Genomic DNA, 21,393 nt, shown 5'->3' with positions numbered 1-21,393 from the left:
GAACTTCTTATGAACCTTCTCCGGACCAAATCAATCGAGCAGTCAATGGCCGACGCCGATGAACCCGGACGCAAACTCAAGCGGTCCCTGAGCACCTGGGACCTGATGATCATGGGCGTCGCCGTTGCCGTCGGCGCCGGTATCTTTTCGGTAGGCGCAAAGGCCGCCGCGAACTTCGCCGGGCCGGCCGTGACGGCTTCCTTCGCTGTTGCCGCGGTCACCTGCGCACTGGCCATCATGTGCTACGCCGAATTCGCCACGGCCATCCCTGTTGCGGGCTCGGCCTACGTCTTCACTTACGCCACCATGGGCGAAGTCCTGGCCTGGATCATCGGCTGGAACCTGATTCTGGAACTGTTCACCGCAGCCGCCGTGATCGCCAAGTACTGGGGGATCTACCTCAGCAAGGTGTTCGCGCTGACGGGCATGGATATTCCCCCTGCCATCGCGCTGGGCGGCGTTGACCTCTACTGGGGCGCTTTCCTGATTGTCGCCATCTTCACGGTGCTGCTGGTGCTCGGGACAAAACTGTCCGCGCGCGTCGGAAACATCTTCACCATGGTGAAGATCGCCGTGGTGGTGTTCGTGATCATCGCCGGGTTTGCCTACGTCAAGTTTGAGAACTACACCCCGTTCGTGCCGGCCTCGGAGCCCACCGGCGGGACCGCGGCAGCAGACGTGCTGAAGCAGTCCTTCTTCGGTTTCCTGACGGGAGCTGCACCGGCCCACTACGGCACCCTGGGCGTCTTCGCCGGCGCCGCAGTGGTCTTCTTCGCCTTTATCGGATTCGATGTTGTTGCCACCTCGGCGGAAGAGGTCAAGAACCCGCAGAAAACCCTGCCGCGCGGTATCTTCGGCGGCCTCGCCCTGGTGACGGTCCTGTACATCCTGGTGTCCCTGGCACTGACCGGCATGGTGCCCTACACCGAGCTGGCCAAGGCGGACAATCCCACGCTGACCACGGCCTTCGAAGCCGTGGGGAACACCGACGCCGCAAAGATCATCGCCTTTGGTTCGCTGATTGGCCTCACCACGGTGATCATGGTGCTGCTGATGGGCCTGTCCCGCGTGGTGCTCGCCATGAGCCGCGACGGACTGCTGCCTCGCTCGCTGTCCAAGACCAGCGCCAAACGCTCGACGCCGGTGCGCCTCCAGATCATCTGTGGCGCCGCCGTTGCACTCGTGGCCGGTCTGACCGAGGTGGACCTGCTCGAGGAAATGATCAACATCGGGACACTGTCCGCCTTTGTGATGGTGAGCCTGGGCATACTGGTGCTCCGCAGAAAACGACCCGATCTGAAGCCCGCCTTCCGCGTGCCGTTCGGCAAGGTACTGCCCGTGGTTTCCGCCGTTCTGTGCCTGTACCTCATGACCAACCTCACCGTGGAGACATGGATCTTCTTCGGCATATGGATGGCGATCGGTCTGGTCATTTACTTCGCGTACGGCCAGCGTCACTCCCGGCTGAACGAGAAGTTCGCCGAGGCCAGGGCGGCCGTCAACGGAACTAGTGCCGACGAGGATGACCTGGCAAAAGTCTGACGTTCCGGCCGAATAAGATGTAAGCATGGCCCGCCCAGCAAAACCGGAACGCAAGGCAGAACTGCTGTCCGCGATTCTGGACTATCTTATGGACAGGACGCTGGCCGGGCTGACGTTCCGGACCCTGGCTGACGGGCTGGGCATCAGCAGCTATGTCCTGGTGTACCACTTCGGCAACAGGGAACAGCTCGTGAACGAGATCATCCGTTCCATTGAGTCCCGGCTGGACAGCATGCGGGGCACTGACATCCGGGACATCAGCCGCGATGCCTGGAAGTCCTTCCTGCTGGAGTCATGGCAATGGACCATGGCCCAGCGAAACCGCCACCTGGCGAGGCTCGAGTTTGAAGCCACTGCCCAGGACATCGTTGCCGCTGAACCCCGCGGTACATCCCAGGAGCACTTCCGGATGCTGCACGAAAAAGCCAGGGACTGGCTGGTGGAACAGGGTATCCGTGAAGAGTTCGCGGACACCGACGCCCGGCTGTTTACGTCCACGTTCTACGGGCTGCAGTTCGACTTTGTGGTGATGAACCAGGCTGAGGCGGCCACGAAGGCGTTCGAGCTGATGCTGACAGTATTCTTCGGCAACCTGGACCACAGGCTGGCCACCGAGGGCCAGCACACCTGACACGCGCCCAGCCCTGCTGAACAGGCGGTCGCACGTGACAACCAGCCAGCTCCCGAGCAACACCAACACAGGGCGCCCGCTCAGGGGGCTGCATGCCGTCCCACCCAGTCCACCAGCGGACGCAGCTGCTCCCAGAGCCGGGCGATCTCCCGGCCGGCCGACGCCGTGGACAGCCAGTCCGGCTGGCCCAGGGTGACGCTGGCGGACAGTGACTTGTGCTTCAGCAACTCCGCCCTCGGATGTTCCCGGGGAAAGCCATGCGGCACGGTCTTCAGCCTTTCGCCCTCAATCTCAAACCCGGCTGCGATGATGGCGTCCACTATCTGCTGCAGGGATTCTCCGGTCCCCGATGCATCCGCTGAGTTCCGGTAGCGGGCCAGTTGCGCGGGGGAGTGCGAGTGGTAGCCGCCGCCCACCAGCAGGCCGTCCGCACCCAGTTGAAGGTAGTACCCGACGCCCTCCTGGTAGGAGGCGAACGCTCCCTGGACCGTTTTGTAGGGTGACTTGTCCAGGGAAAAGCGGATGTCCCGGTTGGGCCGGAAGATCTTGCCCGGACCGAACCGTGGTTCCAGCTCGGCCAGGAGGGCAGCCAGCGGCTCCTTGACCGACTGGTTGTAGGCGGTCTTGTGCTCCAGCCACCAGTCACGGTTGTTGTTGAGCTCCAGCTGCGCATAAAACCCGATGGCAGCGGCGGGGATGCCGTGGAATGTGGTCATGAATCAAGCCTAGGGACCCCCAACCCCTTCAGGCCACAGCCCCGGGCGCCTATGTGGAAAACAGTGCCGAACCGCCGGACGTCAACTGATCCTGTCCAGCAGGATCGGAGCCAGGAGTTCGCTGTATCCACGGTTCAGGTGGTTGGCGTCGTAGTAGACATTGACACCGCCTACAACCGTGTAGCACTTGCCCGGCGTACAGAAGAAGTCGGTGAAGTCCAGCAGCCGGACATTGCCGTTGCTTGATATCCGGGCCGCAAGGGTCAGGGGGTCCTCGGGCTGTGCCGCTTTGCGGTCAACTGCGCATTCGGCAGGCGCTGCGGCGTGCAGGGTCGTGCAGTCAGGTGGGCGGACGGCCTGATTCAGCGGCGGGTCGGCCAGCACGTAGACCTTGGCGCCGGCATCGGTCCAGTGTTTCCACGTAGCGTTCAGGCCGGTGGCGAATTGTTCATTCCGGGGTTTCCCCGAGCCGTCATCGGCTGCCTGCTTCCGCGCGAACATGGAGGTGAACACGGCCGAGGGACGGTCGGCGGCGACGGCGTCGGTTACCTCATGGGCCCAGCCCATGCAGGCCTCTGCGACGGCCGGGTCCTTGTTGCCGTCATATCCCTTGAACTTGATGTCCGCTACCGGGCAACCGCCCAGGAGCGCGGTCTTGACGATCCAGTGACGCGTCTTGGCGGCCGCAAAGACCATTGCCTGCCACTGCTGGCCGTGGGAGTCGCCCACCAGCCAGACAACCGGCGCGCCGTCACGGCCTCCGGAGAAGTCACAGCGCAGGTGCGTCTTTGTGCTGCGGGACATCAGCTCGTCGCGGGCCTGTCCGCATTCCGGCGGCAGGTTCCAGTATTGGTTGGGTTTGGCCATCACGGGCGTGGCTGACGGGCCAAACCTGTCCGCGCAGTCGGAGCCAGGGAGGAGCGCCCGTGGCCCGTGGCATGGCTGCAGGGCTGCCGCCGCGGCTGCCCGTTCCGCGGTGGCAGTGTGCTGGTCGGTTGCCTGCAGCTGGAAAACCACGAGGCCCGCGAGCAGCGCCATGCCGGCGGACATTGCCACGAAAGTCCGCAGATTCGAGGAGGTGAGGAACTTGGAGGACTGGCCCCGGTCCTCCACGAGAACCTTCGTCAAGCCGGCCAGCAGGACGGCAGCCACGATGATGAGCCCCTTGTCCAGCGTGGCCAACGGACGTCCCAGTGCGAACGGCGCAATCACAATGATCGGCCAGTGCCATAGGTACAGGGAGTATGAAATGTTGCCGAGGTACTGCAACGGCGCCCAGCTGATCAGCCCGTTGAGCGCGGGGCGGCGGTTGTCGCTTCCCGCAATGATGGCCATCACGGTGCCGAGCACGGGGATAACGGCCAGCCAGCCCGGAAAGGGAGTGGCTTCGCTGAATGCCAGCGCCGAGTATCCGATCAGCAAATAACCGGCCAGGCCGGCGGCCTTCGCCGGAAGGGACGGCAACCGGACCCTGCCCGCGGCCAGCGCAGCAAGGGCCCCGGCTCCGAACTCCCAGGCCCGGACCGGCGTGACGAAATAGGCCTGGTTCGGCGAGAGCTCCGTGGTGAGGACGGACGCCATCAGCCCCAGGACAGTGACGGCGGCAATGCCGGCAAAGACCGCGCGCACCATCGGTTTTCCTCGCCTCGCGGCCAAACCGAACAGCACCATCAGGAGAACGGGCCATACGAGATAGAACTGCTCCTCCACAGACAACGACCAGTAGTGCTGGGCCACCGTGGCAGACGCGGTGGAAGCCGAGTAGTCAACCGATTTCGCCGCCAATACCCAGTTCTCGGCGTAGAGGGCGCTGGCAAGGACCTCGCAGGCTGTATCCACCCAGCGCGAAAACGGCAGCCAGATCATCGAGGCAGCCAGGGATACGGCCAGGACGAGGAACGCGGCCGGCAGCAGTCTGCGGATCCGCCTGGCATAGAAGGACGCCAGACGGACTTTGCCTGTGGCCGTCAGTTCTTTGAACAGGTGCGAGGTAATGAGGAACCCGGAGATCACAAAAAAGACGTCGACGCCCACGTATCCGCCCGTTATGCGGCTGGGCCAGAGGTGGTTCAGCACTACGAGAACAACAGCCAGAGCGCGGAGGGACTGTATGTCGGCTCGGAAAGAGCCTCGCTGACGCGGCCCGGCGCCGGGCCTGGCCTTACTCGCTGTGGCTGTGGCGGTTTCCGCGGCGTCGCGGGGCGCCTCGTCGACAATACTCATGGTTTCCTCACTGTTCCAGCCATGATTTTGTCATGATCGGCCCGCACCTTCGGTTTACGGCCGCAGGTGCGGCCCGAAATACCCGCAGGTGCGGCCCCAAATACCCCGCAGGCGCGTTCCCTGAATCCACATCCCCACAGCCCGGAAACCCCGCCGCGGTCAGACCGCGGCGGGGTTTCGGATGCCGGTGAGGGGCATCCACAGGATGAGCGGTATCAGCCGATCTTGTTGGCTGCTTCTGCGTCGGAGCCCAGCTGTGCAACGCCGAGGTTGGCACGCAGCTTGGTACCCAGATCCGCGTCCACGTTGGTCCAGTACTGGATGGCGCGTTCCTTGATGTCGGCGTTCTTCACGCCGCCCACGGCACCGGTGATGGTGTCCAGCAGACGGGCCTTGGCGCCGTCGTCGTACACCTCGCGGTACAGGGTGCCGGCCTGGCCGAAGTCGCCGTCCTCAACGTGCAGGGAGTGCGCGGCGAGCGTCAGCGCGCCGTCGTTCTCCCAGCCGCCGCCGGCAACAGCCGGCTCGACAGCAGCAGGGCCGCCGAAGGAGTTCGGTGCGTAGACCGGAACGGACGCGGCGTTGAAGTGGAAACGCCCGGCGCCGTCCTGGCTGTAGTTGTTGACCTGGTTGACGGGCTGGTTCACCGGGATCTGGGCGTGGTTGGTGCCCACGCGGTAACGGTGTGCGTCGGCGTAGGAGAAGATTCGGGCCTGCAGCATCTTGTCCGGCGATGCTGCAATGCCCGGGACGAAGTTCGACGGCGCAAAGGTGGCCTGCTCGATCTGGGAGAAGTAGTTCTCCGGGTTCTTGTTCAGCTCCATGGTGCCCACGTGGATCAGCGGGTAGTCGGCGTGCGGCCACACCTTGGTGAGGTCGAACGGGTTGAAGCGGTACGTCTTGGCGTCCTCGTACGGCATGACCTGCACGTGCAGTTCCCAGGACGGGAAGTTGCCGGCCGTGATGTTTTCCTGGAGGTCGCGGATGTAGAAGTCGGCGTCGGAGCCGGCCAGTTCTTCTGCCTGGTCGCCGCTGATGGACTTCACGCCCTGGTTGGAGCGGAAGTGGTACTTGACCCAGAAGCGTTCGCCTTCGGCGTTGATCCACTGGTAGGTGTGTGAGCCGTAGCCCTGCATCTCGCGCCAGGAGGCCGGCAGGCCGCGGTCGCCCATGAGCCAGGTGACCTGGTGTGCGGACTCGGGGGACAGCGTCCAGAAGTCCCACTGCATGTCGGCGTCGCGCAGGTGGGTGCCCGGGAGCCGCTTCTGCGAGTGGATGAAGTCCGGGAACTTGATGCCGTCCCGGATGAAGAACACAGGGGTGTTGTTGCCCACGAGGTCGTAGTTGCCCTCGGTGGTGTAGAACTTGACGGCGAAACCGCGCGGATCGCGCCACGTGTCGGGGGAGCCTGCCTCACCGGCAACCGAGGAGAAACGGATGAGCATGTCCGTCTCGGTGCCCGGCTGGAAAAGGGCTGCCTTGGTGTACTTCGAGACGTCCTCGGAAGTCTTGAAGGTACCGAAAGCGCCGCCGCCCTTGGCATGGACCACGCGCTCCGGCACACGCTCGCGGTTGAACTGGGCGAGCTTTTCCACCAGGTAGTGGTCGGTCAGCATGATGGCACCGTCAGCACCGACGGACTGTGCGTGTGCGTCGGAAGTGACGGGGGCGCCCGACTGGGTAGTCGAGATGGGCGCAGAGATGTTCGCAGTCATCTTTCTCCTATTTCTTGATTACTTGTTATTTACGTTCAGAAGGAAGTTTTTGGGTCCGCTGACAGTCCTGGCAGATGCCCTGGTACATCACATCGGCGATCTGGATGGTCATCGGCTTGGAGTTTTCATCCCAGTGCGGGGTCAGGCAGGGGGCGTGGCCCACCGCGCAGTCAACGTCCTCAACCCGTCCGCAGCTGATGCAGATGGCGTGGTGATGGTTATCGCCCACCCTGGTTTCGTACAGTGCGGGGGAGTGCGGGGGCTCAAAGCGGCGCAGCATTTCGAGATCGGTCAGGTCGCCAAGAACCACGTAGACGGACTGGGCGGTCAGCTCCGGAAGGTCCTCACGCGCAGCGGCAAGGATGCTTTCCGCGGGGGAATGAGGGTGATGTTCGACGGCGGCCAGCACCGCCAGCCGCTGTTTGGTCACCCGGCGGCCGTGGGTGCGCAGAGCAGCAGCCCATGCGTCCTGGCCGTCATGATGTTCCGTCATGACTCCATTGAAGCACTTATTATGACTACTTCACAATAAGGCCGGGCTAATTTCCGGGGAATGCATTTTGTATTGCCCTGGTTGGGTCGCCTGCCTAGACTGATTTTATGGCCACCGGGCTGACTGGTGGCGGGGCGGAATGCATGCCATGTTAAGAGTATGTTCGGCCAGTATTTTCCAGGGATTTATGCGGCGGTCCGCGATCGCCGCTGCGCTCCTTCTCGTCTTGTTCTCCACTTTTATTGTCGCTGGGCCTGCTTACGCCGCAGTCTCGGTGTCGCGGGCTGAAATCAGCGGTTCCAACCTGCGCATCGAGGGCACCGCGATTGCGAGCCGGGACATCACCGTCGACGGCGTGATCATGGGCAGGAGCGACACCGGCGGGCAGTTCCGCATCGAACGCACCCCCTACACCCCGCCCGCCGATTGCACTGTCGACGTCAATGACGGCTCCGCGACGCCGCGGGTGGCGACGCTGTCCGGGTGCACGGTGACCCAGCCGCCCCCGCCGAGCACCTTTGTCATCGGCGCCGGACCGCTCCCGGACGGCAACGTCGGAACCGACTACAACAACTTCGTCACCGCGACCGGCGGAAACGGCACGCCCTACCGCTGGTCGATCGCGGCAGGAGCCCTGCCCGCCGGGCTGGGGATCAGCGACTTTGCGTCGGCATCGGGGGTCATCTCCGGCCGGCCCACCACGGTGCAGGTCTCGACGTTCACGGTCCGTGCCACCGACCAGGCAGGCAACAGCACCACCCGCCAGTTCACCATCACGATCAACCAGGCCCGGCTGCTTGTCATCACCAGTCCGAGCCAGCTCCCGGCAGGCACTGTTGGCGCTGCCTATGCGATCGGGGTCTTCGCCGACGGCGGCACCACTCCATACACCTGGACGCAGACCGCCGGGACGCTCCCGCCGGGCCTGACATTGCAGGCTTCGCCGGGACGCATTCAGGGCACGCCCACGACAGCGGGGACGTTCAGCTTCACCTTGAGGGTCAATGACTCCGCCACTCAGTCGGCAACCGGGACGTTCAGCATCACCATCAACGCGCCAGCGCCGCCTCCGGCGCCGCCGGGAACACCGACCTTGGTCAGCCCGGCCGACGGTGCCTCCGTCGTCACGCCGTTTACCATTTCGTGGACGGCGGTTTCAGACCCTGTGGGCATCACGGCCTACAACTGGCAAGTCAGCTCGTCGTCGACTTTTGCGACCACGGCTGCCGTGGGTACCGCCCCGGGTGATGTGACTCAGGCGACCGTGAACAACCTCGCGAACGGCACCTACTTCTGGCACGTTCAGGCGGTCAATGCCGGCTTCGGTGCGGGTTCGTATTCGGCGGCGCGGAGCTTCACCGTCACGGGTACAACAAACCCGCCGGCGCTCGCCGGATTCTCGGTGAACCCCACGAACGTGACCGGGGGCAGCCCCGCGACAGGCACCCTGTCGATCACGCTGGCCGCACCGGCAGGAGGGACAACCATCGGCCTGACGAACAGCGAGCCCGCGGTTGCAACGGTGCCGGCATCCGTCACAGTCCCTGCGGGCCAGACGAGCGCCACGTTCACGGTGACGACGCAGCCGGTGACGTCGTCCTTCACCGTGGTGATCACCGCGACCCTGGGCGGCGACAGCCGGTTTGTGTTCCTCTCAGTTGCCCCGCCGGCGCCGCCGCCGGCAGCCGACAGCGTTGCCATCCAGCGGGCCGAATACAACGCAGGCAAGCGAACGCTGGCGGTCGAGGCCACCAGCACCAATGCATCGGCCATCCTGCGGGTGTTCAACACAGCGACGGACGTGCAGATAGGGACGCTTGCCAATCAGGGCGGCGGGCGCTACAACGCAACGTTCAGCAACGTGGCCACGAACCCGGGAAACATCACTGTGAAAAGCAGCCTGGGCGGGTCGGCGTCGAGGACTGTGACGGTGAAATAGTCCGCTCGGTTGATTCGTCAAGCGGCTCGCAGGTGTGTGTACCCGCCATCGGAGCGTCGCCGGACCGCGGCTAGAGTTGCGAAGTGGGAAAACTTCTGGCTGACATCACTCCGCTGCGGGAGAGCCCGGCATTCCGCCGCCTGTGGCTGGGATCAGCCGTTTCCAATGTGGGAAGCCAGCTCACCCTGGTGGCTGTGAGCCTGGAGGTCTACCGGCTGACCCAGGACAGCCTGTATGTGGGTCTGCTGAGCATTTTTGCGCTGGTTCCGCTGGTGGTGGGCGGGCTGCTGGGCGGATCCATCGCGGATTCGCACGACCGCCGCACGGTGGCGCTGCTGGCGTCCTCCGTGCTGTGGCTGACCACCGTCTGCCTGGCCCTGCAGGCCTGGCTGCAGCTGGGAAACGTCTGGCTGCTGTATGTCCTTGTAGCCATCCAGAGCGGTACACAGGCCATCAACCAGCCGGCCAGAAGCGCCATCATTCCCGTGCTGGTCCGGAAGGAACTGCTCCCAGCGGCCAACGCCCTGAACATGATTGCCTTCGGACTGTCCACTACGGCGGGGCCGTTGCTGGCCGGTGTGCTGGTGGCGTGGGTGGGCTTCGGCTGGACGTACACCATTGACGTCGTCAGTTTCGCTTTTGCATTCTGGGCCCTCCTGAAACTCCCCGCCATGCCGCCCGGGAAGGAAGCCGGCCGCGCGGGCCTGAGGCCGGTCGTTGAGGGCTTCCGCTTCCTGGGCACCCGTCCCAACCTCCGAATGACCTTCATCATTGACCTCGTGGCCATGATCTTCGCCCAGCCAAGAGCCCTCCTGCCGGCCATCGGGGCGCTGATGATCGGCGGCGGCGAGACCACCGTGGGCCTGCTGCTGGCCTCCACCGCAATCGGTGCCTTTCTGGCCGGGCTGTTCTCCGGGCCGTTGGGCCGTGTCCGTCGGCAGGGCAGCGCGGTTGTGTGGTCGGTGATGGGCTGGGGCGCCTCCATTGGCGGGTTCGGGCTGGTGGTGGTCCTGGCCGGGCGGTCCGGCGCGGACGGCGTGACACTGTGGCTGCTGCCGGCGGCCTTGTGCTGTGCGCTCGCCGGCATAGCGGACTCCGTCAGTGCGGTCTTTCGGACCACCATCCTGCAGGCTGCCGCGCCGGACCATCTCCGCGGGAGGCTCCAGGGAGTTTTCATTGTGGTGGTGGCAGGCGGACCGCGCATCGGGGACATGCTCGCAGGTGGCGGCACTAAACTGCTGAGTGAGGGCTGGGTTCTGCTCCTGGGCGGCGGGCTGTGCATCGCGGTGGCATGGCTGGTTTCCCGCTGGCAGTCCGGTTTTTTGGCATACGACGCCCGGGGCCCCGTTCCGTAGCAGGTTCCGGCGGAGTGATTTCACATAGACGCACTTCTTTTGGACGCAATTCTCCTGGAGGCACTGTGCACAAGCACTACAACGGACTGAAGACCACGGCTCTTTTTGGCGTGCTGTGGGCGGTTCTCCTGGGCCTGGGAGGCCTGATAGGTGTCAGTACCCGCAGCCTCGCACCCATCTGGATCATGGCTTTGATTGGCGTGGGCACCACGGCGTACGGCTACTGGAACAGCGACAAAATCGCCATCCGCTCCATGCAGGCGTACCCCGTAACGGAGGCGCAGGCGCCGCAGCTGCACCAGATTGTCCGCGAGCTCTCCATCCGCGCCAACCAGCCCATGCCGCGGATCTACGTTTCACCCACCATGGCGCCGAACGCCTTTGCCACCGGCCGGAATCCGAAGACCGCGGCCGTCTGCTGCACCGCAGGAATCCTCCAGCTGATCGACGCCCGCGAACTCCGCGGAGTCCTGGGCCACGAGCTGATGCACGTCTACAACCGCGACATCCTGACGTCCTCTGTTGCCGCCGCCGTGGCAGGTGTGATCACCTCGGTGGGCCAGATGCTGCTGTTCTTCGGCGGCGACCGCCGCAATTCGAACCCCCTCGCCATGATTGCCATGGCGCTTTTGGCACCCTTTGCGGCGTCGCTGATCCAGCTGGCCATCTCCCGCACCAGGGAGTACGACGCAGACGAGGACGGTTCGGAGCTCACCGGAGAACCGCTGGCGCTCGCCTCAGCCCTGCGCAAGATTGAGCAAGGTGTCCGGCTTGCGCCGCTGCCGCAGGAACAGAAGCTGGTCAACACCTCACACCTCATGATCGCCAACCCGTTCCGGGGCGGGGTCATGACCAGGCTGTTCGCCACGCACCCGCCCATGAAGGAACGCATTGCCCGCCTGGAGCGTATGGCGGGCCGGCCGCTCAGCTGAGTGACGCCGTCGTGCGTTCGTTCCCGGAGAGGGCGGTGCATACGCCGACGAGCAGCGGGCGTGGCTGGCGACGCGGGAATTTCCCGGCGACACAAAAAAGGGCTGGCGACACTGGAATTCCAGTGTCGCCAGCCCTCTCTCGAGTCGATCGGCCGTTTGTGCGTCGAAAACTAGCTGCGGAAGTTCACGAACTGCAGGTCGGCTTCGTCGAAGTTCTTCAGGAGCGCCATGGTGTCCTGGAGGTCATCGCGGGATTTGGAGGTCACGCGGAGTTCGTCGCCCTGGATCTGGGACTTGACGGACTTGGGGCCCTCGTCGCGGATCAGCTTGTTGATCTTCTTGGCGAGGTCCTGGGCGATGCCCTCCTTGATGGAGGTCTCCAGCCGGAATTCCTTACCAGATGCATAGGGTTCGCCGGTGTCCAGGGACTTCAGCGAGATGCCCCGGCGGATGAGCTTGGACTGGAGTACGTCCAGCACGGCCAGCACACGCTCTTCGGAATTTGCCTTCATCAGGATCTTTTCGTCGCTGAAATCGACCTCGGCGCCGACGCCCTTGAAGTCGTAGCGCTGGACGAGTTCCTTCTGCGCCTGGTTCAGCGCGTTGGCCACCTCCTGCTTGTCTACTTTGCTTACGACGTCGAATGTGGATTCGCCTGCCATGACTCTCCTTATGCAGATGGGTGCTCGCCCGGGCAGGGCGGGATATCTGCATTCCAGCCTAGTACGAATGGAGCGAGTACGGATGGCGCAGATGTGAAGTTGCAGCTGCTTTCACAGTTCGCTCATAGCGGACGCATGGCGGGAACGAAGCTTGAACCTCCAAAGTTGAATGAGTTGGGAAGCCGCTCCGGAGAGGAATGCACATGAACCGCAAGGCCGTCCGTTACGTCACCAGAACCACGGGTGCTGCCGCCAGTTCCATTGCCACGGCGGCCACATCCGTTGCAGCTGTTGCCGTGGCGGCCTCGATTATCCTCAGCCCTGTTGCCGCTGCCTCGTCCCGAATAGATGGTGTGCACGCGGATCTGCTGCGCGCGGTCCAGCTGAACCAGATCACTGAGGAGCAGGCCGTGAAGTTTGAAGCGAAACTCGCTGGCCGCATCCTCGGCGAAGCCTGATTTTCCGGGCTTTTGGAGCTGTCCGGGGCCCGATTCGTTTCTTCGGCAGAAGTTCTGTAAAGTTGTCTTGCTCCCAGTTACTGGAACGGAAATTTTCTGAAACAGCGGCCGGGAGTGATCTTCTTTTTGAAGTTCGGCAGATTACCCGAGCGGCCAAAGGGGGCTGACTGTAAATCAGCTGGCAACGCCTACGGGGGTTCGAATCCCTCATCTGCCACAATCCCCGGATTTACGGGGAATTTAGACCCGTTCGGATCTCTTCGGAGGTCCGGGCGGGTCTTTCTTTTTGCCCTTTTACGGGTCGGTGATCACACTTGTGAGCACAGTCCTGCGCGCAGGCAGCAATGAGGCGGCCCCTTCGACTGCTGTGCGGGCTGCATCGCCCACCATGTGCGCGTACAGGTCGCGGGTGATCTGGCTGTTGGAGTGCCCCATGGACTTGGACACGATGGTTAGGTCCTGGCCGCTGGCGAGCATGAGGGACGCGTGAAGGTGGCGCAGGTCGTGCAGCCGCATCATGGGCAGGCCGAGCTTCTTCACGGTCAGTTCGAACAGCTTGGACACGTACCCCGGGCGCAGCTGCCGGCCATCCTCGTACGAGAACACCCTGCCACCCTCGGTGTACGCGTCGCCCCATTCCTGGCGTTCCTGCTCCTGCTGGAACTGCCAAGCGATCAGCGCGGCCACGGCACGGTCTGAGAGGGCCACAACGCGGTCCTGGCCCGCGTCGGTCTTGATGGTGCCCTCAATGACGTTCTTGCCGACCTGCACCAGCTGGACGCGGACAATCAGCCGGCGCCCGGGGAGGTCCACGTCCTGCCAGCGGAGCCCGCACAGTTCACCGCGGCGCATGGCGGTGAGGACGGCGACCTCGAACAGTGCCCCCAGGCGGTGCTCTGAGGCCCCGTCAAGGAACAGGCCCGCGTCGGAGGGCTCCCAGACCTTAATCCTCTTCTTCTCGATCTTGGGCAGCCGTGCGCCCGCGGCCACGTTCTCCGCCAGGAGCCCGTCTTGCACAGCATCGGTCAGGGCGCTCGAGAGCGTGGCGTGGATCCGCTTGATCGTGACGGCCCCGCGCCCGGAGTCCTGCAGGGCCTTGATGAGTCCGGCCACGTGGGCCCGCCGCAGGTCCTTCAGGAGGATCTTGGAGCCGAAGGCCGGCACGACGTCGTTGTGGACGTAGCGCTTGTACATGCGCAGCGTCGACGGTTTCAGCTGGGCGTGGCGTTCCTGTGCGTCGAGCCATTCGGTGATGTAGGCGGCCGCCGTCGTCTTCTTGAAGTCGTACACCTGCCCCCGGAGATGCTTCTCCGCCTCCCGCATACCTTCCTCAGCATCCCCGGATGAGGTGTAGCTGTAGTCCGTCAGGTAGCGGCGCTTGCCGCTCACAGGGTCAAAGCCGGCCGACAGCCGGAATCCCCACGTGCCATGCCGGTAGTTCTTGAGCTTGGGGCAGCTCGCCCCGTATTGTTTGCCTCTCTCATCGCGGCATCCGCAGCGCCTGGTTACCTTGGCCACGACCCGATTCCTTTCAATACGTCTCGAGCAGTAAACATCGATGCCGTTGCGTAGTGGTCCCAGAGGTAGGTTTCGAACTTTTGGTCAGTCGTGACGTCAACGTCGTCCTGTGCTGCCATCTCCCGGGCCTTCTTTTCTTCCATTGCGAGGTGACCCCTGAACCGCTCCAGGATCCTGTCTCGAAGCTCGGCGTTGACGGCGGCTTCCTTCTGGACGTCAAGAATCATTTCTCGGTACGACCGGTGGGCATACGAGTACAGGCGATAGAACTCTTCTGCTGCCAGCAGGGTTCGCCAAAACTCTTTGGTCGAAGGTTGGGGCATGCGGGCGTCTATCAGGGCTTCTATGGGCACTTCGAAGGCCCGGGAGTAACCAATGAATTCATCGACGGTTATGCGCCGACCCGACTTTTCGGTCTTTTGAATGCCGCTGGGGTGGATCTTGCACCCCACGGACTCCATGCGTTCAGCAAGCTCCTCGTATGTCCACCCCTTCTCCTTGCGTAGGTTCGCGATCGTAGACGCCATTTGGATTTCGGTTTCCAAGGTGCGCTGCTGGGTCTTGTGAGGCATCGGCTTCCCTTCATATTCCGCTATGGAAAAAGAGTACTCCCGTACGGGTTGACACGCAAGGTACCCATAGTGTTCCATAGGGGTATGAAAGCTTTCCAAAGCGGAATAACTCGGACGAAAGGCAAAGAGATGGCGACAGGAATTGAACCTCAGACCTTCACGGTGGATGAGGCGGCGAAGATCCTCGGAATCGGCCGTCGGCAGGCATACGAGGCCGTGCGGACCGGCACAATCCCAAGCCTGTCGATCGGGCGCCGAATCCTCATCCCGAGCAAGCGCCTACTGGCAATGCTCGAAGGCCACCCCCAAGATGCGGCCTAACCGGGCCGGGACGGCCGGCAACGCTCCAAAGCAAAAAAGAAGGGCCCCAGCGCGAACTGAGGCCCAAGAATCCAACCACCCACCACAGGAAGTAAAGATTATTATGGAAACCAGCCTAGCACCCGCAACGATCAACCTCACCGACTACTACACGGCCATCGACCAGCCCGCCCCCGCGGGGTTCGCATTCAACTACCGGGCCTTCATTGAGTGCGGCGAAGTGTCCTGGGTCGGCCCGGTCGCCTCCACGGCCGATGAGCGGCTGAATGTCACGTTCGAGTGGGACCCGAAGAGGGGAGCCGTCGCAGAACTCGATCTGTTGCCCGAGGCCCAGTACACGGTGGAGCAGATGCGAGAGCTGCACGCCTCCCTCGGCGCCTCCCTCGCCGCCCTGGCGCCGGACGCCGAACGGACCGAACTGTGAGCACGCTAAGCGACGTCACCGTCGGCGCAGCGAACTACATGCTCGGCTACCTCCAGATGGCCATCGCCGGCGGGGAAAGCATCACGCCGGACAAATGGCAACAGGCCATCGAAGAGACGGTGGCATTCCAGCACCGCATGATCTCCACGGAGAAGCCACTGGAGCCGCCATGCTGACGGACGAAGAGATCCAGCAGCTCATCCAGCAGCACCCCCGGGCCTGGGACGTCTGGCTCAACGGCTACCAGGCCGGGATCATCCAAGGCGCAAACGACACCAGGCTCAGCAATGAGCAGGCCGCCGAACTCGCGGCCCGTCGGCTCTTCGCCCTCCAGTTGGACGAGGAGCGGCACCTCACCTTTGCCCGGAGCGCCGTCCAGGCAATCGAAATTCAGCAGGCCAGGCAGCGGCCGGACTCCTGCTATATCCCACGGAAGGCAGCATGACCCAACAGGCAGAGACACCGGAAGACCTGCCGACGTGGGCCCCCATGGACCTGAGAAGCGATCTGGACGGCACGCGCCAGGCGCCACAGCCCACCTACATGGAGCGAGACGACGGCGTATGTCTTGGGTACCCGGGCCTGGTGCACGCGCTCAACGGCGAATCCGAGTCAATGAAGTCCATGGTGGCTCAGGCCGAATCAGCCCGCAGCATCAATGAGGGCGTCGACGTGCTCTACATCGACTGTGAATCCGACTCGGGCGCGGTAGTCGGGAGGCTCCTCATGCTCGGCGCGCAGCCGACCCGCATCAGGGACCACTTTCACTACGTGCGCCCGCAGTTGCACCCGAACGGAACCACCCAGGAGCGCATAGCGTTCCGCAGCCTCCTGCAGGGCACCTACGGACTCGCCATCATCGATGGTGTAACGGAAATGTTCGCCATCTTAGGTGTCAAGTCCATGGATAACGACGAAGTGACCGCATTCGGCCGGATGGTGCCCCGCAAGATCGCAGACTTCACCGGGGCGGCCGTGTTCCTCATCGACCACGTCACCAAGTCCGAGGAAGGCCGCGGACGGTTCGCCATCGGCGCTCAGGCCAAACTCTCCTACCTCACCGGGGCCGCCTACGGACTCGAGGTCATCGAGCCCGGCGGCGTCGGCATGATCGGGCGGATCGCCCTACGCGTCGGCAAAGACCGTCCCGGGCAAGTCCGCCCGCACGCAGGGCCCTGGCGCAAATCAGACCGGACCCAAGAAATCGCTGTCGCCGTGTTCGACTCCACCGAACCGGGCAAGATCCACTACCGGCTCGAAACGCCCCGGAACGGTGAACAAAACGCCGGCGCAGACTGGCAGCCCACCGCAGTCATGGAGCAAGCCTCCCAGGCTCTCCAGGACGCAGGGAAGCCACTGAGCTACAGAGCCATCAGTGCATGCGTCCGCGGCAAACAAACCACCATCAGGGCCGCCATTGACGAACTCATCCGCTTAGGCCACATCACCGTCACCCCCGGCCCCAGGAACTCAACACTCCACCAACTCATCAACCCCTACCCCGGGGAAACACTCACCGGCCTAAAAGCAGTGTGAGTGTGTCCCGTTCTAAAGAACGGGAAACGGGAAACACTCACTCACCGTTTCCGGGAAACGGTCGGAAACGGTGGGAAACACTCAACGAAAGGAAACGCGAAATGACCATGGAACCACCACGAGGCACAGCCCCGCCAACAACAGCACCCACAAAGAACGCCCTGAGGAAGAGTGCTGGCCGCCCGGTCCGTGGCTCCTCCGGTGAAGCACCAAACCCCGCGCACGCGAGAACCATCACCAGTGACATCCAGGGCGTCGGGCAGAAGCTGGCCCATGCCGCCGACCATCCCACGCACGGTACGTGGCTGCGCCCTGGCCCTCTTACTGTGCTCACCATGTGCTCACGTCGTGAAAGTTCCCAGCAATTGTGCAGCTTTTCGGCATGGGAACTGTCTCCCAATCAGCTCACATCCCCTTGGCGGGCCCGTGCGGTGTCCGCATGAGTGCCGCCGACTCCGCAATGAGGGACTGGGCCGCTGATTGGGGGCTGGGTGGTGCGGTCAACGCGCTGGAGGACATCGAGAAGCTGCACGGCATCACTGACACCAAGGCGCACGTCGCGGGACTCGCGATCACAGCAGCACTCCGCTCGCTGGGTCTGGCCTCCGGCTCGACGTACCGCGCCCCCGACGTGTGGAGGGCTGAGCCGTGATCGATGATCCAAGCTACGACGTGCACAGCATCGGCTTCCTGAGCAACCCAGCACTCGCCGGCCTGACGGCAGACTTCACCGGGGCCGGCGTCATACGCGCCACACAGGAGGGGACCGGAGCAAGGTGCACGTTCATCGTCGAGCACGACTACGCTGCCCTTTCGCTAGCGGCTCGGCGTGACCTGGACGGCTTCATCCCCCTGGCCATCACTGCGGTTCGGTGGCTGCGCTTAGGGTGGCCCGAGGACTGGGCTGATGGGGCACTGAACCCGGCATGGGCACGGGTCTACCCGGCAGGCGGCGCAGCATGACCGGGCCCGAGGGCTGGGTTTCCGAGTTCCCCGGGCAACGTCCGCCGTTCACTGAGGGCAATGAGCTCGCAGTAAAGCACGGTGCGGGCTCCCCACGGCAACGTGACCCTATCGCTCAGGCGTTGGCCGCTGACTTGCTGGCCGATGATTCAGTGGCCTACCTGAGGGCACCCCGTTACGCGGCGGCGGTGAAGGCATGGGCTGTCGCGGAAGCAAAATGCGGTCTGATCTCAAATTGGTGCGACTCGATGCCGATTGAGGTTGCAGCTAGTTCGCCCAAGCCTGGCACCAGTGCGCCCTTGGAGCTGCTTAGGCGATGGGAGGCCACAGCCCAAAACCACCGCTCCCGCCTGGGGCTTGACCCGTTGTCCGCGGCGCGTCTCGGCAAGGACGTGGCACAGGCCCGCCAGGCCGATACTGCATCCGCGTTGACCCGAATGCGTGAGGACTACGAACGTGCAATGAAGGGGGAAGTTGTTGAAGACGCTGAGTGAGTTCAGTCCGGCTACGGATCCGGGGGCATTCGCGGTTCAGGTGTTGGGGCGCCCGCTGTGGCCGCACCAGTTGGAGGTGGCAAGGTCTAAGGCCCGCTACCGTGTGATTTGTGCTGGTCGTCAGGTGGGCAAGTCCACGACTCTTTCGACGGTGGCTTTGTTCGAGGCGGCGACCCGCCGCAACATCACGGTGTTGCTGGTGTCAGCGGGCGAGGTTGCTTCCCGGCGTTTGTTGGAGGAGTGCCAGGTCCTCGCTCACGGTTCGCCGTTGTTGGGCGGTTCGGTTCTGGATGATTCGAAGTCCTTGCTGACTCTGTCGAACGGGTCCCGCGTGATCAGCGTGCCGGCGTCTTCGCGGCAGATCCGTGGCTGGCCGGTGGATGTGTTGATCCTGGATGAGGCCGGGTTCATTGACACGGAGATCTGGCGTGCTGCTGAGCCGGCGATCATTGCCCGGCCGGGGTCGCGTGTGATTCTGGTTTCCACGCCGTGGGGCGGGGTGGATCATTTCTTCCGGGCCATGTGGCAGCGGGGGATGGATGCTCCTGATGAGCAGGTGGAGTCGTGGCATTGGCCTTCCACAGTGTCCCCGTTGGTGGACTCGGTTCTGTTGGAGCAGATCCGGCTGCGTGAGTCGGCGGAGTATTTCCGGCGGGAGTTCCTGGCTGAGTGGACTGATGAGGCCGGGGCGTATTTCTCTGAGGCGGAAATCATGAATGCTGTCGCGGATTACGAGATGTGCCCGCCTGAGGATCTGGAGTCGTGGCTGGACCGGCCTTATGCGGCCGTTGCAGGTCTTGACTGGGGTTTCGCGCAGGATGCTTCGGCTATGGCCTTGGTGTCGGTCCTGGAGGATTACGGGACGAACACGGGCATGCTGGGGGATGGTCTGGCGTTGTTCATTCCGTGGCTTGAGGTCCGGCATGGGTGGCCGTACAGCCGATTCATTGACCGGGTCGTGGAGACTGCGGGCCGGTACTACTTGCCGGCGGTCGCGTCTGAGGTGAATGGGCCCGGTGAGCCGGTGACGCAGAACCTGCGGGAACGCGCCGCGGCGGCCGGGCGCGATTGCAACGTGTTCAAGGTGTGGACGGACAACCGGCGGAAGATGTCGGGCTTTTCGAAGATCAAGGTCTTGCTGCAGCGCAATGCATTGGTGCTCCCGCGGGAGCCTGAGCTGTTGAAGCAGTTGCGGAGCCTGGAGTTTGAGCAGCTGCAGACGGGTAGCCTGCGTATTTCCGTTCCGGAGCGGGCTGGCCATGATGACGCGGTGATGGCGTTGATGCAGGCGGTTTCGAGCGCTGATATGCGCGGGGCCTTGCGGTCGTATGCACCGTACGGGGTTGCTGACGGTGTCCCTGCTGACGTGGAAATGACGACCACGAAATCCGGGCTGCAGGTGCCGGTCAAGGCTCGTCCGGTGAAGTTCCACCGACTGGCTTTCACTGCTCCTACGGGCTCGGAGCGGGGGAGCACGTGGTAAGGCCCAATATTCCAGCCATGTACGGCCGCCTGGTGCGTCCTGATGGCTCTGTTGTGGTGCCAGGGGAGATCGCCGATGGCCTGTTGAGGTTGCTGGTGTTGGGTGTGACGACCGCTTCGCAGAGGAACGCCGGCGGCAGGCCGTCGCCCGCGGTGTTGGAGGTGCTTCATGCACTGAATATGGCGGCGGTGAAAGCCGACGAGGCCCCGGTGTCCGTCAACGGACCCAGTATTGGCGAGATGGGCATTATAGAGGTACATAGCAAATATTGGAAATCCTCTGCTGAGGCGGCTGGACTGTTGCAGTGTACGGAACGTTCTGTGCGCAGGGCCTGCGTGGCGGGAAAGCTTCCGGCCCGCAAGGTTGGCAGGCAATGGCTGATCAGTGAGGAAGACCTGGATACCTACAGATTTGGAAAGGCCGCATGATGGCAAATGAAGTAGCAGTGACCGACGTTGACGTAACGGCGGCTGAGGCTGAGGCTCGGGAGGCTGAGGCCCTGGTCTCCGAACTTGAGGCCAAGGTGATCGCGGGGGATGAGTCGGTCACGGCCGAGCACATCACCGCTCAGGAGTCGTTGTCCCGGTTCGCCAGGTTGAGGGCACAGTTCACGGCCAACAAGGCAGCCAAGGCACAGGAGGCCGCACGCCTGGCCGCGGCTGAGGCGCTCCATGCGGAGATCACAGACCATGCCAAGGGTGACGGTGCGGAGCTCGCCAAGAAGCTCAAGACCGTGACCGATGCCGTACGGGCGTTCGGGGATGCGGTGGAGGCCAGGAATACCCGCGTCCTCGAATACCGGGCGCGTGCGGTGGAGCTTGGGATCCCCGAACACATACACCCCACGGCGCCCCCGGCCCTGCATGGCCGCGTGGGACTCACGGCGGACGGCGGCGCCTACGGTATTGCCGGCGTCATGGCAGGCAGGCGCCGCGTGGAGCAGATCAACCGTGACGTGTTCCTCAACCGGACGCTGGACCTGTTGACCCGCGAGGGCAAGTTCAAGCACCTGGACAACGTCGACGCCGGTGCGGACATCTTCGCCGACCTTGCAAGCATTGATGCGGAGGTTGCCGGCCCAGCAGGTAATCACTTCTACCTTGCCCCTAACGGTGGAGTGATTGCCAAAGACGACCCGTTTACGGCTGAGGAGATCCAACGCATGGGTCTCACCATTGTGTCCAAGGCCAAGGCCTACGGGGCATGAGCGGGCAGGTAGGCGCGGATCAGTTGAAATCCATGACGCCTGAAGAAATCGTCAAGGCCTACGATGAGGGCCGCCTCCGTGCCTTGTTAGGCGCACCGGACCCTGACGCATGGAAGAAAGTTCAGGCGAAGGCGCGCCGAGACGAGCACATCACCGACGCGGAGGCCGCCAGGATAGACGGCGCCCACGAACCCGGTGCCCGTGCCTGA

Annotated in this window: 25 protein-coding genes and 1 tRNA gene; 19 read left to right on the top strand and 7 right to left on the bottom strand. The window is 63.6% G+C overall.

What is annotated here, in order from left to right:
• The first annotated feature begins 9 nt into the window (after nt 1–9).
• A complete protein-coding gene (locus V3C33_13875; protein XAS66569.1) occupies nt 10–1,542 on the top strand; it encodes an amino acid permease in 1,533 nt (510 codons plus the stop codon).
• A 25-nt stretch (nt 1,543–1,567) separates the two neighbouring features.
• Nucleotides 1,568–2,173, top strand: coding sequence for a TetR/AcrR family transcriptional regulator (locus V3C33_13870; GenBank protein ID XAS66568.1), 606 nt, complete (start codon nt 1,568–1,570; stop codon nt 2,171–2,173).
• An 80-nt stretch (nt 2,174–2,253) separates the two neighbouring features.
• Here the strand turns inward: V3C33_13870 and V3C33_13865 are convergent, their stop codons facing one another.
• The 4 genes from V3C33_13865 to V3C33_13850 all read right to left on the bottom strand — a co-directional run bounded on the left by V3C33_13865 (nt 2,254) and on the right by V3C33_13850 (nt 7,320).
• Complete coding sequence (locus V3C33_13865) at nt 2,254–2,889, bottom strand: DUF2461 domain-containing protein (protein XAS66567.1); 636 nt, start codon at nt 2,887–2,889, stop codon at nt 2,254–2,256.
• An 81-nt stretch (nt 2,890–2,970) separates the two neighbouring features.
• Entirely contained in the window at nt 2,971–5,112 is a 2,142-nt protein-coding gene (locus V3C33_13860; GenBank protein XAS66566.1) for an acyltransferase family protein, read from the bottom strand.
• A 215-nt stretch (nt 5,113–5,327) separates the two neighbouring features.
• Nucleotides 5,328–6,827 carry a catalase gene (locus V3C33_13855; GenBank protein ID XAS66565.1) on the bottom strand — a complete coding sequence of 500 codons (1,500 nt, stop codon included), beginning with the start codon at nt 6,825–6,827 and terminating at the stop codon, nt 5,328–5,330.
• A gap of 25 nt (nt 6,828–6,852) precedes the next feature.
• Nucleotides 6,853–7,320, bottom strand: coding sequence for a Fur family transcriptional regulator (locus V3C33_13850; protein XAS66564.1), 468 nt, complete (start codon nt 7,318–7,320; stop codon nt 6,853–6,855).
• A gap of 187 nt (nt 7,321–7,507) precedes the next feature.
• Between V3C33_13850 and V3C33_13845 the strand changes: the two genes are divergently transcribed.
• The 3 genes from V3C33_13845 (at nt 7,508) to htpX (ending at nt 11,546) form a co-directional block, all read left to right on the top strand.
• Nucleotides 7,508–9,259 (top strand): putative Ig domain-containing protein, encoded by a 1,752-nt coding sequence (locus V3C33_13845; protein ID XAS66563.1) that lies wholly within the window; start codon nt 7,508–7,510, stop codon nt 9,257–9,259.
• An 83-nt stretch (nt 9,260–9,342) separates the two neighbouring features.
• Nucleotides 9,343–10,614 carry an MFS transporter gene (locus V3C33_13840; protein XAS66562.1) on the top strand — a complete coding sequence of 424 codons (1,272 nt, stop codon included), beginning with the start codon at nt 9,343–9,345 and terminating at the stop codon, nt 10,612–10,614.
• A 65-nt stretch (nt 10,615–10,679) separates the two neighbouring features.
• A complete protein-coding gene (gene htpX / locus V3C33_13835; protein XAS66561.1) occupies nt 10,680–11,546 on the top strand; it encodes a zinc metalloprotease HtpX in 867 nt (288 codons plus the stop codon).
• Between the two features lie 170 nt (nt 11,547–11,716).
• On the opposite strand, the gene V3C33_13830 is transcribed toward htpX, so the two are convergent.
• Nucleotides 11,717–12,208: a YajQ family cyclic di-GMP-binding protein gene (locus tag V3C33_13830; GenBank protein XAS66560.1), complete on the bottom strand. Its 492-nt coding sequence runs from the start codon at nt 12,206–12,208 to the stop codon at nt 11,717–11,719.
• A gap of 203 nt (nt 12,209–12,411) precedes the next feature.
• Here V3C33_13830 and V3C33_13825 point away from each other — a divergent pair, with 203 nt between their 5' ends.
• Nucleotides 12,412–12,666, top strand: coding sequence for a hypothetical protein (locus tag V3C33_13825; GenBank protein ID XAS66559.1), 255 nt, complete (start codon nt 12,412–12,414; stop codon nt 12,664–12,666).
• Nucleotides 12,667–12,801: 135 nt separating this feature from the next.
• Nucleotides 12,802–12,883 (top strand) — tRNA-Tyr (locus V3C33_13820).
• A gap of 77 nt (nt 12,884–12,960) precedes the next feature.
• Here the strand turns inward: V3C33_13820 and V3C33_13815 are convergent.
• Nucleotides 12,961–14,184, bottom strand: coding sequence for a tyrosine-type recombinase/integrase (locus V3C33_13815; GenBank protein XAS66558.1), 1,224 nt, complete (start codon nt 14,182–14,184; stop codon nt 12,961–12,963).
• Nucleotides 14,172–14,756, bottom strand: coding sequence for a helix-turn-helix transcriptional regulator (locus V3C33_13810; protein XAS66557.1), 585 nt, complete (start codon nt 14,754–14,756; stop codon nt 14,172–14,174). Before V3C33_13810 ends, V3C33_13815 begins: the two co-directional genes overlap by 13 nt.
• 129 nt (nt 14,757–14,885) lie before the next feature.
• On the opposite strand from V3C33_13810, the gene V3C33_13805 reads away from it, so the two are divergent.
• From V3C33_13805 to V3C33_13750, 12 genes are all read left to right on the top strand, one after another.
• Nucleotides 14,886–15,077, top strand: a complete 192-nt coding sequence (locus V3C33_13805; protein ID XAS66556.1) for a helix-turn-helix domain-containing protein — start codon at nt 14,886–14,888, stop codon at nt 15,075–15,077.
• Nucleotides 15,078–15,180: 103 nt separating this feature from the next.
• Entirely contained in the window at nt 15,181–15,501 is a 321-nt protein-coding gene (locus V3C33_13800; GenBank protein XAS66555.1) for a hypothetical protein, read from the top strand.
• Nucleotides 15,498–15,677, top strand: a complete 180-nt coding sequence (locus tag V3C33_13795; protein XAS66554.1) for a hypothetical protein — start codon at nt 15,498–15,500, stop codon at nt 15,675–15,677. Before V3C33_13800 ends, V3C33_13795 begins: the two co-directional genes overlap by 4 nt.
• Nucleotides 15,671–15,946 carry a hypothetical protein gene (locus V3C33_13790; GenBank protein ID XAS66553.1) on the top strand — a complete coding sequence of 92 codons (276 nt, stop codon included), beginning with the start codon at nt 15,671–15,673 and terminating at the stop codon, nt 15,944–15,946. The genes V3C33_13795 and V3C33_13790 overlap by 7 nt, the downstream gene beginning before the upstream one ends.
• Nucleotides 15,943–17,037, top strand: coding sequence for an AAA family ATPase (locus V3C33_13785; GenBank protein XAS66552.1), 1,095 nt, complete (start codon nt 15,943–15,945; stop codon nt 17,035–17,037). The genes V3C33_13790 and V3C33_13785 overlap by 4 nt, the downstream gene beginning before the upstream one ends.
• A gap of 439 nt (nt 17,038–17,476) precedes the next feature.
• Nucleotides 17,477–17,689, top strand: coding sequence for a hypothetical protein (locus V3C33_13780; protein XAS66551.1), 213 nt, complete (start codon nt 17,477–17,479; stop codon nt 17,687–17,689).
• Nucleotides 17,686–18,000, top strand: coding sequence for a hypothetical protein (locus V3C33_13775; GenBank protein XAS66550.1), 315 nt, complete (start codon nt 17,686–17,688; stop codon nt 17,998–18,000). Before V3C33_13780 ends, V3C33_13775 begins: the two co-directional genes overlap by 4 nt.
• A complete protein-coding gene (locus V3C33_13770) occupies nt 17,997–18,494 on the top strand; it encodes a hypothetical protein (GenBank protein XAS66549.1) in 498 nt (165 codons plus the stop codon). Before V3C33_13775 ends, V3C33_13770 begins: the two co-directional genes overlap by 4 nt.
• Nucleotides 18,495–18,534: 40 nt before the next feature.
• Nucleotides 18,535–19,977 carry a terminase family protein gene (locus V3C33_13765; protein ID XAS69741.1) on the top strand — a complete coding sequence of 481 codons (1,443 nt, stop codon included), beginning with the start codon at nt 18,535–18,537 and terminating at the stop codon, nt 19,975–19,977.
• A gap of 17 nt (nt 19,978–19,994) precedes the next feature.
• Nucleotides 19,995–20,405 (top strand): helix-turn-helix domain-containing protein, encoded by a 411-nt coding sequence (locus tag V3C33_13760; protein ID XAS66548.1) that lies wholly within the window; start codon nt 19,995–19,997, stop codon nt 20,403–20,405.
• The gene (locus tag V3C33_13755) at nt 20,402–21,184 is read left to right on the top strand and encodes a hypothetical protein (protein ID XAS66547.1); all 783 of its coding nucleotides are present in this window, start codon (nt 20,402–20,404) and stop codon (nt 21,182–21,184) included. Before V3C33_13760 ends, V3C33_13755 begins: the two co-directional genes overlap by 4 nt.
• On the top strand, nt 21,181–21,393 hold the full coding sequence (locus V3C33_13750; GenBank protein ID XAS66546.1) for a hypothetical protein: 213 nt from the start codon (nt 21,181–21,183) through the stop codon (nt 21,391–21,393). The genes V3C33_13755 and V3C33_13750 overlap by 4 nt, the downstream gene beginning before the upstream one ends.

The sequence above is a fragment of the Micrococcaceae bacterium Sec5.7 genome (genome assembly GCA_039636785.1).
Classification (GTDB): domain Bacteria; phylum Actinomycetota; class Actinomycetes; order Actinomycetales; family Micrococcaceae; genus Arthrobacter.
The sequence above is the reverse complement of the archived record's forward strand: the minus strand, read 5'-3'. Positions and strand labels throughout refer to the sequence as shown.

Bases quoted from the DNA above. Each gene is read 5' to 3' on its own strand.
- V3C33_13790 (XAS66553.1), top strand. From the start codon at position 15,671: ATGCTGACGGACGAAGAGATCCAGCAGCTCATCCAGCAGCACCCCCGG.
- V3C33_13810 (XAS66557.1), bottom strand. From the start codon at position 14,756: ATGCCTCACAAGACCCAGCAGCGCACCTTGGAAACCGAAATCCAAATG.
- V3C33_13850 (XAS66564.1), bottom strand. From the start codon at position 7,320: ATGACGGAACATCATGACGGCCAGGACGCATGGGCTGCTGCTCTGCGC.
- V3C33_13865 (XAS66567.1), bottom strand. From the start codon at position 2,889: ATGACCACATTCCACGGCATCCCCGCCGCTGCCATCGGGTTTTATGCG.
- V3C33_13830 (XAS66560.1), bottom strand. From the start codon at position 12,208: ATGGCAGGCGAATCCACATTCGACGTCGTAAGCAAAGTAGACAAGCAG.
- V3C33_13785 (XAS66552.1), top strand. From the start codon at position 15,943: ATGACCCAACAGGCAGAGACACCGGAAGACCTGCCGACGTGGGCCCCC.
- V3C33_13845 (XAS66563.1), top strand. From the start codon at position 7,508: ATGCGGCGGTCCGCGATCGCCGCTGCGCTCCTTCTCGTCTTGTTCTCC.
- V3C33_13875 (XAS66569.1), top strand. From the start codon at position 10: ATGAACCTTCTCCGGACCAAATCAATCGAGCAGTCAATGGCCGACGCC.
- V3C33_13770 (XAS66549.1), top strand. From the start codon at position 17,997: ATGACCGGGCCCGAGGGCTGGGTTTCCGAGTTCCCCGGGCAACGTCCG.
- V3C33_13800 (XAS66555.1), top strand. From the start codon at position 15,181: ATGGAAACCAGCCTAGCACCCGCAACGATCAACCTCACCGACTACTAC.
- V3C33_13825 (XAS66559.1), top strand. From the start codon at position 12,412: ATGAACCGCAAGGCCGTCCGTTACGTCACCAGAACCACGGGTGCTGCC.
- V3C33_13760 (XAS66548.1), top strand. From the start codon at position 19,995: ATGTACGGCCGCCTGGTGCGTCCTGATGGCTCTGTTGTGGTGCCAGGG.
- V3C33_13870 (XAS66568.1), top strand. From the start codon at position 1,568: ATGGCCCGCCCAGCAAAACCGGAACGCAAGGCAGAACTGCTGTCCGCG.
- V3C33_13780 (XAS66551.1), top strand. From the start codon at position 17,477: ATGAGTGCCGCCGACTCCGCAATGAGGGACTGGGCCGCTGATTGGGGG.
- V3C33_13855 (XAS66565.1), bottom strand. From the start codon at position 6,827: ATGACTGCGAACATCTCTGCGCCCATCTCGACTACCCAGTCGGGCGCC.
- V3C33_13805 (XAS66556.1), top strand. From the start codon at position 14,886: ATGGCGACAGGAATTGAACCTCAGACCTTCACGGTGGATGAGGCGGCG.
- V3C33_13750 (XAS66546.1), top strand. From the start codon at position 21,181: ATGAGCGGGCAGGTAGGCGCGGATCAGTTGAAATCCATGACGCCTGAA.
- V3C33_13860 (XAS66566.1), bottom strand. From the start codon at position 5,112: ATGAGTATTGTCGACGAGGCGCCCCGCGACGCCGCGGAAACCGCCACA.
- V3C33_13755 (XAS66547.1), top strand. From the start codon at position 20,402: ATGATGGCAAATGAAGTAGCAGTGACCGACGTTGACGTAACGGCGGCT.